This window comes from Peribacillus sp. YIM B13482 (assembly GCF_042787975.1).
Classification (GTDB): domain Bacteria; phylum Bacillota; class Bacilli; order Bacillales; family DSM-1321; genus Peribacillus; species Peribacillus simplex_A.
Genome location: NZ_JBHZPF010000023.1, coordinates 54,397 through 68,121 on the forward strand (window position 1 = coordinate 54,397; position 13,725 = coordinate 68,121).

Below are 13,725 nucleotides of genomic sequence, written 5' to 3' on the forward strand. Positions count from 1 at the left end.
TTGTCGGAAATATCCTTACCACCTGTGAGCCTTTGCATTGCTTCTTAGTATAATGTTTGTTTGCGATTCTTGCGTATGGCCATTAACTTGAGATTTTGAACGCTTAGGTCTTGTCCAATTATGGTGAAACTTTTGAGAATGTGGATCTAATTGATCTTTATAGCTCATTCTGTGTCACCTCATCATTAGGATTTGGATATTCCGTTCAGTGATAGTAATCGCCATCACTTGTTCTAGTATTTTATTTTTCCAAGGCATTTATACATATTCTTTAAAAAGCGAATTCAGCTGACTTGCCTTTTGCAAGGACTTCCCCTTCTTCATCTACCGCATCACTTGTCATGAAGGATATGCCTTCTATGTTTCCATCACTTAGAATGAAACCAATGTTTCCATTTTTCGAACCATTTCCTTCTATTTCACCAGTAAGTTCTTCTAAGTAGATGTCATCTTCCCACGTCAGATGTTCCCCGCTGTCCGTTTCAAGAAATGCGACTGGGGAAAACTTGATTTTTTTATCCGAATTGTTTTTGATTTCCACGTTCACTTTTACGATATCGAAATCTTCATCATGAGTATAGCCATGAAAGAAATCAATCATGCTGTAATCCGGAGTGGCATGCATCACTTTCATGTCTTTGACTTCAACCTCAATCGGACCAACATTCAACGCTTCATTCACTTTTTTATAGGCTTTCAAAGTTAAGTCGCCCTTAGCATCGGAAACATTTTGGCCGATTTGGTTCAATTTTAAATCATCAGGAAGCTGTGGATTCGGAACATAGACATCCTTTTTCACCAGTGGCCGTGCAACTTCCTCTGTTTTTTCTTTAGCTGTCGTTTCTTCTTTGTAAGCTGGTTGTGTATTAAGAGCACCAAATGTCGTTAATATCAGGGCACCAATCATCAGTCTGTTCATTGAATCCCTCCCTGAAGTATTTTTACTTCTTTAATAGATCAAAGATGATTTTGGCTTGATCCGTGTTATCGACCTGTCCTGCAAAACGTTCTTTATATGGTCCATATGCGTAGACCGGAACATCTTCACCTGTATGTCCCCCTGTAGTCCATGCAGTGTTGGTCCGATTATCGAATATGGCTTCGATGGCATTATCGACGTTCGTCACATTTTTTGATTTGGCGGCTTCTGTTACCGTTGTGATTTCATCGTTAGTTAGTTTCAGTTCATTTTGATTAATATATTGCTTTAAAGTCTTTTCAACATCGGCCCCTTTGACGATGGCATCCGCCATGAAGTCAGGGGTGCGTTTGGCTGCCTTGATCGGTTCACCATACCAATTATATATTCCTTTAGCCCCGATCGAGAATCCTCCTGTAGAGTGATCGGCAGTGGCCACCACTAATGTATGTTTGTCTTTCTTCGCAAATTCGATGGCCGCTTTGTATGCTTTTTCAAAGTCTTCCATTTCACTCATTGCACCTACGATATCATTATCATGTCCGGCCCAATCGACCTGACTTCCCTCGACCATAAGGAAGAATCCATCTTTGTCTTTATTCAAGCGCTGGATTGCCGAACTTGTCATGTCTGACAAAGAAGGCGTTTCACTTGGGCGGTCAATCATTTTCGGGAGTCCTTCAGAAGCGAATAAACCAAGGACCTGTTCATTTTTGTCCTTAAGCATTTGATTTTTATCAGTCACATAACTGTACCCGTCTTTTTCGAAGGCTTTCGCCAAATTGACATCAGGCCGGACAAAATTGGACTTCCCACCGCCCAATAGGACGTCAATTTTATGTTTGCCCTTGATTAAGTCATTATAATAATCGTCTGCGATTGAATTCATGTTTTTCCGATTTTCATCATGGGCTCCAAAAGATGCTGGTGTAGCATGAGTGATTTCAGAAGTGGCAACCAATCCCGTCGCTTTTCCTTTTTCCTTTGCTGCTTCCAATACGGTTTTGACTTCAGATTTATCATTATCCACTGCAATTGCTGCGTTATAGGTCTTCACTCCGGAAGACATTGCCGTTGCTGCTGAGGCTGAATCCGTTATATTTTGTGCAGCGTCTTCAGGGTAGGTCATCTGCTGGCCAACCAAGTATTTATCAAACTCTGTCTTTTCTGCCACCTTCGTACCAGGATTATCTTTTAAATACCGGTAAGCGGAAGTATAAGAAACACCCATGCCGTCACCGATAAGGAAAATCACGTTCTTGATTTCCGGTTCTTTTTTTTGCTTATCCTTTGCCGAAACACGATCCGCTGCGGACCATGATAAACTTCCAAATGCTAATGCAGAAGCGAGTGTGATGGGCAAAACCTTTTTACTCCAATTATGTATCAAATGAATGACCTCCCTATAATTAATATCTAATTAAACTATAGGTGAAGAAGATGAATACAATGTCAAGGCTATGTAAAAATGCAGTAGGATTATTGTTAAGACAAGGTAAAGGCAGACATGTCACGGGATTGTATGCACTTTTATGAGGTTGTTTGTTATTCAGGAAAATCATCAGTAGTGGGACCATTTTTTATGGTTTAGAGGAGTGAAAAAAAATTGATTAACACCAACGTGGTTAAGTGATCTTGAACAAAGTTCTTTTCATTCAACTTCTTCAATTCGGGGTGATTTGTTAGGGATTTGAAAGTGCTAAAAAAATTAATGGAGAAAAAAGAAAATAAAGCATCCATTCAGGATGCTTCAGACTGAAGACAAACTCGCAGAAAGCGAGTTTGCCTTCAGTTTTTTTCATTGAAACGTTCCATTCATTTTCAGAAAACCGCTCCCTTACCGCCGACTGACTGAAGCGCTCCATTCAAAGAGCGCGCTTTTTTCACTATTATTTTTCTACAACTAAACATTCCAAAGCACGGGCCGCATTTACTCTCGCTACCTCGATTGAATCGGCAGATGACAGGGCTACAGCGACCCTTCTCCCGGCCTTTGTAACCGGTTTTCCGAAAAGACGGATTTGTGTATTTGGGATAGCCAAGGCTTGTTCAACACCGACTATAGAATATTCCGATAACTCATCTTGCGCTTTTAATGGGCGGCTGGCACCTGGGTTGACCAGCGTGATTTCCGGGATGGGAAATCCTAGGATCGCTCGAACATGCAGGGCAAACTCCGACAAATTCTGAGTCACTAGTGTCACTAGCCCCGTATCATGCGGACGTGGGGAAACTTCACTGAAATAGACTTTATCCCCTGAGAGGAAAAGCTCAACACCGAATAATCCGTACCCTCCAAGTTCATCTGTAATGGCATGGGCAATTCTTTTCGCTTCCACTATTTGCGCTTCTGTCATATTATGCGGCTGCCAGGATTCAATATAATCCCCGCCCTGCTGAATGTGGCCGATGGGAGCACAAAACATGGTACCGTTTACGGCCCGGACAGTAAGCAGCGTGATTTCCGAATCAAAACGGATAAATTCTTCAATGATCACCCGTCCATTTTGAACCCGGCCGCCTTCCATCGCGATTTTCCAGCACTCTTCCAGGTCACCTTCCGTTCGGCACACGCTTTGACCTTTCCCTGAAGAACTCATCAGCGGTTTTACGACATTCGGAAATCCAACTTCTTTGGCAGCTTGGGCAAATTCTTCATAAGTATCAGCGAATTTGTAGGCTGCCGTCGGAATCTCCAGGGTTTCAGAAGCCAACCTCCTGATTCCTTCACGATCCATAGTCAATTTAGCTGCTCTTGCCGTCGGAATGACATGAAAGCCTTCCTCTTCCAATTTGACTAATTCAGATGTAGCAATGGCTTCAATTTCCGGTACAATCAAATCGGGTTGTTCTTTTTCTACAATTCCCCTTAGTTGTTCCGCGTCAAGCATATCGATCACATAACTGCGATGGGCTACTTGCATGGCAGGGGCTAGTTCATAGCGGTCTACAGCAACGGTCTCCACACCAAGGCGCTGTGCTTCAAGTATGACTTCTTTCCCCAATTCACCGGAGCCCAATAATAAAATCTTTTTGGATTTATACATTCAGTCTCTCCTCCTCAATACCTTAAAATTATTATATACGAACTATAAACGAATAAAAATAAATATTTATTCGTATTTTCATTAAAAATCACAAAAAAAAAATGAAATGACTACAGTTCATTTAAGTTTTTAAAAATAACTTGAAAACTAGGAATAATAAGTTTTATGTAGTTTTCCGGAAAGGTATATACACCGGAGTCTCCCTATTCAAAAGGATTTGATAAGGCCCTTTCCCCTCTGTTGATTGGGGGACACAGATGCACATGTCGAAATTTGTACTACGATTCATTTTGAAAATGTAAGCGCTTTCTATTATAATGGAATTAGGTTGGATGGCATGCGTGGCCGTCAAAGTATATGGCGTAGGTGGGGCCAATACTAGCGCTAAGGAAGTCAAACTTCTTTACCGTAAAACTATCAGGATTCTTTTTGGTAGGGGCTGCAATATTACTCGGACGAGTACTGGAGAACGTCCGTTACTTTTTAGGCTAAAAAGCGAGTTAATCATGCAATCGATAAGTAAAGCATAACTTTACTTATTTTTTGCAGCAGCCCTCATCGTCTCAAGTCTAATAGTTTATAAGACTAAAAAGCTCTTCCCCATGGAAACGGAGTCGAGCTTTTTCAATTGGTCAAAATTCACATATATAACCCTGCTAAGAAAATCCCTAGCGACTTCTGATAAATCTCATCGAATTGTGATATAGGAAGGGGATTGGTTCCTTTGCCAAGCTCCACGGTAAACCCTGGCCTTCGCCAATCCTGAATGTACCAATCCTTATACCCTGCGTAACTATTGGCGGATTTGACTGGTTCATATCCACTGACCCTCGCAAACTCATTGACTATCGTTTCGGACTCGGGCGGTTCCATATCTTCAAACCCCCAATAAATGACCTCTCCTTGGGTATGGAAAGCAAGAACTCTGTTAAAATCACGTTTTCTTGTCAACTCTGCCATTGCAATAGCTTCAGGCTGTGTAAGCGGCCCTTCCCCGGAATAATTTGCCGGACCTGGCTTTGTTACATTATTGCGAGCTTGTTCCAATTCCCATTTGGCAGGAAATTGATCATTCAGATCCACCCCATTAATATTGGCTTTCCAGCCAGAAAAGTCTTCGCTTCCATTATTCCATTCCACGAGCCGTCCTCTCAATGTCTCATCGGCAGGTGCGCCTTTTAAAACCAAATCCACTCCATCCGGATTCACCATTGGAACGATCGACAGCATCGTCTGTTGATAAAAAGGCAACAGGGACATACCGCGGATGTCAGTCTGATTCGTGACCGATAGTAAATAATCATTTAAAAAGGTCATGATCACAGGCGTCGTAATCCACTCATTCGCATGAAAGGAACCATTATAGTGAACTCGTTTGCCACCATTCCCAATCATTACTTCGGGAATATTCTTTCCAAGCACCGAGTCCCCAATGGAGGAGGTTTTAATAAATGGGTAGATACTTTTCAAACGTCTTACATCGGTCACCATCGTCCCATAATCATATTCCTGGTTTCCTTGAATTAGCCTCCACGTAATCCTTAATGGCACAGAAATCGTCTGACCGACATGCAGGGCATTAGGGTTGAGTTTAGGATTAACGAGAAATATGGCATCCAGTGAAAGATTATGTGATTTGGCAATTGCCCATAATGAGTCCCCTCGCTTAATCTTATAGCCGGTCGTCGTAAAGCCAGGAACTTTGATTTGCTGTCCTATAATAAGCGCAAGCGGATCAATCCGACTATTGGAATCAATGATAAGTTGGTAATTCACCTTGAATAATTGGCTATAATACCACAAGGAATCATTCTGCCGAACAAAAACGTCCATACTGCACCTCCTCTTAACCAAATGTATGCTGATTCGGTTTAATTATTGCCAAAGCACCCGGACCTTTCTTCATTTATCGGGACTACAAGATTGTTGTAGATCACTCCTCAAAATGGCATCATCCAGAATTCGCTGATCCATGAACTCCAACGATGCCTTTTGATTATTTACTTCAGGCATTCGCCAAGCTTTCAAAAAGCTTACTATTTAAAATGGGGCATAACATTCACCTTCTTGATAAACAGGACATCCCGGAATAAAACAAAACAGGCACCCATTCATGAATGGATGCCTGTTTGCATTTAATAGATTAGAATTTCCATATTTTATGCTTCTTGTGGTACGGCCAAACCTAAACCTTCAGCTACTCGCGTTCCGTATTCTGGATCAGCTTTGTAAAAATGGCCGATTTGGCGAAGTTTGATTTCTTCCAATTCCACTGGTTTCATTGCGCCCACAATCGTTTCAACAAGACGGGTTTTCTCTTCCGCACTCAATAGACGGTATAAGTCACCTGCTTGAGTGTAGTGATCATCACTATTATGACCTACTTGTGCAGCTTTCCCTGTCACCTCAAAAGGAGCGACTTTATTTTCCGTTGATTCTGCAGGGCCGCCAAAACTATTCGGCTCATAATAGACGGATCCCTTGCCATTGTCATCTGCACGCATGAAGCCATCACGTTGATAGTTGTTCGCTTCTACTTTCGGACGGTTAACCGGAAGCTGGTTGTGATTCGAGCCCACACGGTAACGGTGTGCATCTCCATATGCGAATAGACGTCCTTGAAGCATCTTGTCTGGGGAAGCTTCAATTCCCGGTACGAATGTTCCCGGTGAGAACGTCGCTTGCTCCACTTCAGCAAAGTAATTTTCAGGATTTCTGTTCAATTCCATACGCCCAAGCTCGATTAGCGGATAATCTTTTTGAGACCATACCTTCGTTACATCAAATGGATCGAAACGGTAAGTATCCGCATCTTCCAAAGGCATGATCTGAACATATAACTTCCATGCAGGGAAGTCCCCTTTTTCAATAGCATTGAAAAGATCTTCCGTATGGTAATCAGGGTTTTCACCTGCTAGTTTTGCAGCTAGATTGACATCAAGATTTTTGATGCCCTGTTCTGTTTTGAAGTGGTATTTCACCCAAACGCCTTTCCCTTCATCATTCACCCATTTAAATGTGTGGCTTCCGAAACCATGTGTATGACGAAGTGTGGCAGGAATGCCTCGGTCGGACATCAGGATCGTTACTTGGTGTAAAGATTCTGGTGAATGTGACCAGAAGTCCCAAACTGCCGTCGGGTTTTTCAAATGTGTTCTAGGGTCTCTTTTTTGTGTATGAATGAAGTCGGGGAATTTAATCGCATCCCGAATAAAGAATACAGGCGTATTATTACCGACGATATCGTAATTTCCTTCTTCCGTGTAGAATTTAACAGCAAACCCACGTGGGTCACGGACTGTATCAGCAGAACCCAATTCACCGGCTACTGTAGAGAAACGGATAAAAAGATCTGTCTTCTTGCCAACACCATTGAAAAGTTTAGCTTTCGTATACTGAGAAAGGTCGTTCGTTACTTCAAAAGTACCGAATGCACCGGCACCTTTCGCGTGAACTACACGTTCAGGCACACGTTCACGATTAAAGTGGGCAAGTTTTTCCAACAAGTGTACATCTTGAATGAGTACAGGACCCCGTTCGCCGGCAGTGATTGAGTTTTGATTATCTCCAACTGGTGCTCCCCAGCTTGTAGTAAGGTTTTTCTTGTTTGTCATAATTGAACCACCTTTTCATTATTATTTATGTATATAATGATAAAGCTTCTCAGGAAAAAATCAATACTTATTTATAATAATTTTAATATAATAATCAATTCATTATTCTTTTCATTAGTGTATAACTTTATGTATATCCAGAATACGGAAAGTAGACGAAGTATAAACATGTACGGTATAAAACATGTCCCCATATTAGAATTCCTAATAATGGTATACGACCTTCATATCCAATATTCCTTCATGACAAGTGATTTTATCATTTCTCCCACTAATGGGATAGTAATCGAGAATCGGAACGGATATCCATTTATGCTTTCTTGAAATGATGCCACTGCACCTATTTCATTCTATTTATTTTATAACAAACCCGATGGTTCTCCCTGTGACTTTATTCACTTCATTAGCCTTTATTTACATAATGAAAAGAAGGATGCATGGAACTTAATTTTTCATCGCTTTTGTGAGTTGATTTAAACAGTCCTGATCCATTCCCAAACAGTCACTGAAACAAAGTGTCCATAAGAAGCCATCTCCCTTATTATGCTGGGGAAATTGTAAACATACTGGTTTGTGTTCGTATAGAAAATAAGATACTATTACGATAAAATGACCGTCCAATAAAAGTAAGGGTGATATAAATATATGAATGAGCGGAAACAGCACGTAGTAAAATATGCACACCAATTATTTATTGAAAAGGGTTATCAAGCAACATCCATTCAGGATATTTTAGATTATAGCGGCATTTCAAAAGGAACATTTTATAACTACTTTTCTTCTAAAAGCGAATTGCTTAAGGCAGTCTTCCTATCTACGCAAGAAAAATTCGAAAAAGAGCGGAATGAATTGCTAATTGGGCAAAACCTTTCAAATATTGAAATATTCATTAAACAATCTGAATTACAAATGCACTCCAATAAAAGTAATAAACTCTTTTCCTTATATGAAGAAGTAATGATTTCAAATGATACAGAACTTAAGAACTTCATTACACATGCTAAATTCCAGCATATACATTGGCTATCAAAACGGTTTCTGGATATTTTCGGTACTGAAAAAAAACCCTATATTTTGGACTGTGCCATTCTTTACTCGGGGATGATGCATCAAACGATTCATTTTAATGCCCTGGCTAAAGAGCCCGAATTCAACCCTACTGAAATTATCCGTTATTGTGTGGACAGGATTAAAACCATCTTCGAAGATGTTAGCAAGTCAAACGCACAGCTTTTAGAACCCGATCTTATCAAGCAATGGCTGCCGGAGTGCTTCCATACACAGCAGGATTTTCATACAGCACTGCTGCATTCTGCAAATGATCTAAAAAAGATGATCTTGAAACTATGTCAAGATGATGAAGCAGAACGGGTAAAAAACTTAAAATTAATTCACTTTATCCAAGAGGAATTTTTACAAAGCAGCGATCCGCGAATCTTTCTCATCGAAAGTGCCCTGCTTTCCTTAAACACCAATCCAAAGCTGAAAAACACATTGGAATTAAGTGAATTCGAAAAGATCATTGCCAACAACTAAATAGAAAAAACGGCCCCCAAAATGGGTTTTCCTCTTATGGGGAATACAAATCCGTATCCCTCTTTTTTTGTGACAATTCTGCAAACATTTAACTGAAATTCACGAAGTTTTAGTATAATGGACTTGTAGTATAGTGACTTCAGGAGGAGTTTTTCATGAACATAATAATGCGTTTTCTTATCAACGGGCTGGTATTGCTCGTTATTGACTGGCTTCTCGACTCCATCACGATTAAATCTTATGGCACAGCCCTGCTGGCGGTTTTTATATTATCAATCATGAACTTGCTGGTTAGACCCATTCTACAACTTATCACATTGCCGATCACCATCCTGACGTTCGGGTTGTTTTCTTTCATTATCAATGCTTTCACATTCCAAATCACTTCCTATGTAGTCAGTGGCTTTGTCATACATTCTTTTTGGGGAGCTTTAATCGGATCATTGTTATTGAGTTTCATTCAGAGTCTTCTTATAAAAAAGAGTAAAAAAAACCGTCAGTGATGCTGACGGTTTTTAGTATCCATGCCATTTTCATAACAGCCTTCGATATTTCCCGGGCTATTTCCCCAAATTCCGCAAACCTTCACAGGCTGTATTCGTCCATCTTTGACAATTAACAAGGAATAACCGTACATACCGATTTATCTGGAAATGGAACGAATCGATTTATGGAGGAATGACCTGTTCACAAAGCTAAACCAAGTTTTATGCTGTCCTTTATGCTTAGGTTCCCCCTTGCACGAAATCATCGATGACCTTACAGGAATATCGAAAGGACTACTAAAGTCGCCCTTTGATGAGAGCTCATTCACTACATAGATTCACTTCTTTTGGTATTACTTTTTCCGCATCTTCAAATTCCGCATTAGTGAAAACGGTAAATTTGCATTTACAAATCTATAAAAATAGATATAATGATTTATATGGAACCTACATTAATCTATAAAGCTTTATCAAACGATACACGTCGTCAAATTTTGCTATGGCTAAAAAATCCAGAGAAGTTCTTTAATGAAAAGCCTTATTTTCAACAAGGTCTAAATTTTCAAGTTGGTGTATGTGTGGGAGATATTCAGGTTAAATCAGGGCTTGCCCAATCTGTCATCTCTAGTTATTTGTTAACCATGCAAAAAGCTGGTCTGTTGGAGTCTGAGCGAATCGGAAAGTGGACTTATTATCGTCGGAATGAAAAAACAATACATGAATTTTCCGAGTACATTCAAAAAGAACTATAAAATAAACGTAAAGGAGGTCATTCTTTTTTTGTTTTTACATATCTAGATATACAGATATTTAATTTTATAAATGATTTTAATCTGTATATAAATTAAGGAATATACAATAGGAATGGAGATTTTTATTAATGAAAACAGTTAACCCTTTGCTTATTATTATGTTGGCTCTAGGCGTATTCGGCATTATTACAACTGAAATGGGTATTGTGGGAGTCCTACCCCAGATCACTCAAAAATTTAATATAACAACTTCACAAGCAGGTTTACTTGTAAGTATATTTGCTTTAATTGTTGCCATTTCAGGTCCATTCTTGACCTTACTCGCTTCTGGAATTAATCGTAAAGTAATTCTATTAACCTCAGTATTTATGTTCACGATTTCAAATATTATTTATGCATGTACAACGAAATTTGATATCATGCTAGCTTTCCGTATACTACCCGCCATTTTTCATCCTGTCTTTTTTTCGATAGCCCTTGTGACTGCAGCCAAAATTGTTCCTCCGGAAAAAAGTAACCAAGCAGTTACAAAGGTTTTTGCCGGAATTACTTTCGGATTTGCATTTGGTGTACCTTTAACTTCTTATTTCGCGGAAAAGTTTTCGTTAGAAACTGCTTTCCTATTTGGGGCTGTTGTAAATGCGATTGCTTTTGTAGGAATATTATTGTGGCTTCCTTCCATGCCTAATGAGGAAAAAATGTCTTATGGCAAGCAGCTTGGAATATTACGTAAACCGGGATTATGGTTAAACATCGCAGCCGTTATGTTTATCTTTGCAGCAATGTTCTCTGTATACAGCTACTTTGCCGAATATCTTGGACAATTAACACATATGAATGGTTCTTTGATTAGTGTAATGTTGATGGCGTTTGGTCTAGTCATGATTTTTGGGAATTTTTTATTTGGTGGATTTTTGCGAAAAAGCATAACTAAGACCGTTATAACGTTTCCCCTTCTATACATAGTAATTTATTTATTCGCTTATTATTTGGGCTCTTATTTAATTCCGATGATTCTAATGGTTTTCATTTGGGGAATAGTTCATTCTGGTGGTCTAATTGTCAGTCAAACATGGTTGACAACTGAAGCGAACGAAGCACCTGAATTCGGCAACAGCTTGTTTGTCTCATTTTCAAATCTTGGAATTACTATAGGGGTGTCTATTGGTGGTTGGTTTATTTCTCACTTAGGAATACATCAACTCATGTGGAGCGGAATTGTGTTTGCATTGCTAGCTTTCTTTTTGATCATGATAAAAATTAAAATTTTCAGTTCGAACGTAGAGGGAGTTAACGTAGCGTAGGTTCGTGAATTGAATGAACAGTGAAATTGCTCGAATGTTGTTTTATATGGCCGTTCATTACGGTGAAAGTGGTGAAATTGATTTAGAACTAAATAATCAAGTGAGCAGCTGCACCAATCCCTATCATGGAAAGTTGGCGGTCCTGCTGGAATGGAACGAACAGGACCCAGCAGATACTTTTGAACGAAAAGAAATCGAAATGAAATCATTTATAATAAATATTACTAAAATCGATAATCGCAACCCTTTCATAGATCACCCGGAATTGGCCCTCAGCCACCTGTCATGATTAAACGAAAAAGCCGTTCCTTTTTATGGGACAGCTTTTTCTTATTTAAAAGTCTAAATTTTTAGAAAAATCACATAATTATATTTTATTTAAATAGCAATCTATTTTAATATTATAAAAATTACAACTTTTTTTATATTGCTAACACCTTTTATAGTAAGCGTTTTCATTTTTTTACTTTACAAACTTTCTATTAAAATATATTATTTAGTTGTAATATTATGTGAAAAATCAATAAATAATATGTATTCAGCTCTACTAGTGATAAAATGCTAGATAGAGAAAATTAAACTCCAAAAGAAAAGGGGAAACTTATGCAAAACTCCAAAGAATCTCAACTGCATAGAGGTTTGGAAGAAAGACATATCGCATTAATGTCTCTTGGCGCAGCAATTGGAGTCGGTTTATTTCTCGGATCGGCATCTGCGATTAAATTAGCTGGCCCAGCCATTATTATTTCTTATGCTATCGGCGGGCTTATGATCTATCTTATCATGCGGGCACTAGGGGAAATGGCGATCAAAAATCCAGTCGCAGGCTCTTTCAGTCGCTATGCAAGTGAATTTGTCGGTCCTCTTGCCGGATATATAACCGGTTGGAATTACTGGTTCGTTTGGATTGCCACCTGTATGGCTGAAATTACGGCAGTCGGAATCTATATGCAATTTTGGTTCCCTGGGACTCCACAATGGGCTTGGGCGTTAGCCGCACTTGCCATCATGACAACGATTAACTTTCTTGCTGTAAAAGCTTACGGTGAATTGGAGTTTTGGTTCGCCTTAGTTAAAATAGTTACAATCATCCTTATGATCGTTCTTGGCTTCGGGATGATTATCTTTGGACTGGGGAACGGCGGAATCGCGGTTGGATTCGGTAACCTAGTTGAACATGGTGGATTTTTCCCTAATGGAATATCCGGTGTCATCCTCTCTTTCCAAATGGTCATGTTCGCCTATTTGGGAATTGAAATGCTCGGTGTAACCGCAGGTGAAGTCAAAAATCCAGAAAAATCTTTAAAAAGAGCCATCGATACCGTCTTTTATCGAATTTTACTTTTTTACGTTTTAGCTCTTACAGTCATTCTATCGATTACTCCGTGGGATCAAATGAATGGAAAAGACAGCCCATTCGTTATGATGTTTGATAAAATCGGTATACCAGGCGCAGCAGGAATCATTCAGTTTGTCGTACTGACAGCGGCCCTTTCATCTTGTAACAGCGGGATCTTCAGTACAGGAAGAATGTTATTCAACCTAGCGCAGCAAGGTGAATCACCTAAAAGTTTCGAACGTACTACAAAGTCAGGCGTTCCTGGCGTTGCCATTATCGTTTCAGCTGTAGTTCTACTTTTCGGTGTTTACCTTAACTACATGGAAGCCGAGAAAGTTTTCAGTTACGTTACAAGTGTCGCCACATTTGGTGCACTCTGGACATGGGGGACCATACTTGTCACACAGATCATCTCTAGACGGAAAATGAGTCCGGGAGAAAAACAAGGCTTAGCTTACAAGATGCCACTTTTCCCATTCACTTCTTATTTCACTCTAGCCTTTTTAGTATTCGTAATGGTTATACTCGGCTTTTCTGCAGATACAAGAATTGCTCTTATCGTTGGTCCAATCTGGATCGTACTGTTGGTAGTCCTGTATTATGTGACCGGATTGAATAAACGAAAAGGATAAATGCAAGAGGGTGCCCAAAATAAACTGTACCCTGTAGAGTAGACACTTAAAAAAAGTGTCTACTCTACAGGGTCTTTTTTTGTACAATGGAATGACT

At 39.5% G+C, this 13,725-nt stretch carries 11 protein-coding genes and 1 pseudogene; 6 read left to right on the top strand and 6 right to left on the bottom strand.

Features of this window, described 5'->3' with window-relative positions; all coding sequences use genetic code 11:
- Positions 1-15: 15 nt before the first annotated feature.
- From ACFX4L_RS13075 to katA, 6 genes are all read right to left on the bottom strand, one after another.
- Positions 16-168, bottom strand: coding sequence for a YpzG family protein (locus tag ACFX4L_RS13075; RefSeq protein WP_072272311.1), 153 nt, complete (start codon positions 166-168; stop codon positions 16-18).
- 103 nt (positions 169-271) lie between these two features.
- Positions 272-919, bottom strand: coding sequence for a DUF4352 domain-containing protein (locus ACFX4L_RS13080; RefSeq protein ID WP_284469374.1), 648 nt, complete (start codon positions 917-919; stop codon positions 272-274).
- A gap of 22 nt (positions 920-941) precedes the next feature.
- Positions 942-2,306: an alkaline phosphatase gene (locus tag ACFX4L_RS13085; RefSeq protein ID WP_377385276.1), complete on the bottom strand. Its 1,365-nt coding sequence runs from the start codon at positions 2,304-2,306 to the stop codon at positions 942-944.
- 502 nt (positions 2,307-2,808) lie between these two features.
- Positions 2,809-3,966: a phosphoribosylglycinamide formyltransferase 2 gene (purT, locus tag ACFX4L_RS13090; protein ID WP_377385268.1), complete on the bottom strand. Its 1,158-nt coding sequence runs from the start codon at positions 3,964-3,966 to the stop codon at positions 2,809-2,811.
- 639 nt (positions 3,967-4,605) lie between these two features.
- Positions 4,606-5,799 (bottom strand): M14 family metallopeptidase, encoded by a 1,194-nt coding sequence (locus ACFX4L_RS13095; protein ID WP_377405360.1) that lies wholly within the window; start codon positions 5,797-5,799, stop codon positions 4,606-4,608.
- 326 nt (positions 5,800-6,125) lie between these two features.
- Positions 6,126-7,580: a catalase KatA gene (gene katA, locus ACFX4L_RS13100; protein WP_377405362.1), complete on the bottom strand. Its 1,455-nt coding sequence runs from the start codon at positions 7,578-7,580 to the stop codon at positions 6,126-6,128.
- A 645-nt stretch (positions 7,581-8,225) separates the two neighbouring features.
- Here katA and ACFX4L_RS13105 point away from each other — a divergent pair.
- The 6 genes and pseudogenes from ACFX4L_RS13105 to ACFX4L_RS13130 all read left to right on the top strand — a co-directional run bounded on the left by ACFX4L_RS13105 (position 8,226) and on the right by ACFX4L_RS13130 (position 13,628).
- Positions 8,226-9,116 (top strand): TetR/AcrR family transcriptional regulator, encoded by an 891-nt coding sequence (locus ACFX4L_RS13105; RefSeq protein ID WP_061465391.1) that lies wholly within the window; start codon positions 8,226-8,228, stop codon positions 9,114-9,116.
- A gap of 155 nt (positions 9,117-9,271) precedes the next feature.
- On the top strand, positions 9,272-9,619 hold the full coding sequence (locus ACFX4L_RS13110) for a phage holin family protein (RefSeq protein ID WP_061465392.1): 348 nt from the start codon (positions 9,272-9,274) through the stop codon (positions 9,617-9,619).
- A gap of 422 nt (positions 9,620-10,041) precedes the next feature.
- Positions 10,042-10,353, top strand: a complete 312-nt coding sequence (locus tag ACFX4L_RS13115; RefSeq protein WP_061466277.1) for an ArsR/SmtB family transcription factor — start codon at positions 10,042-10,044, stop codon at positions 10,351-10,353.
- Positions 10,354-10,481: 128 nt separating this feature from the next.
- Entirely contained in the window at positions 10,482-11,657 is a 1,176-nt protein-coding gene (locus ACFX4L_RS13120; RefSeq protein WP_377385262.1) for an MFS transporter, read from the top strand.
- Between the two features lie 13 nt (positions 11,658-11,670).
- Positions 11,671-11,946: pseudogene (locus ACFX4L_RS13125) on the top strand (endonuclease); the annotation flags it as partial.
- Positions 11,947-12,260: 314 nt separating this feature from the next.
- On the top strand, positions 12,261-13,628 hold the full coding sequence (locus ACFX4L_RS13130) for an amino acid permease (RefSeq protein WP_284469371.1): 1,368 nt from the start codon (positions 12,261-12,263) through the stop codon (positions 13,626-13,628).
- The last annotated feature ends 97 nt before the right edge of the window (positions 13,629-13,725 follow it).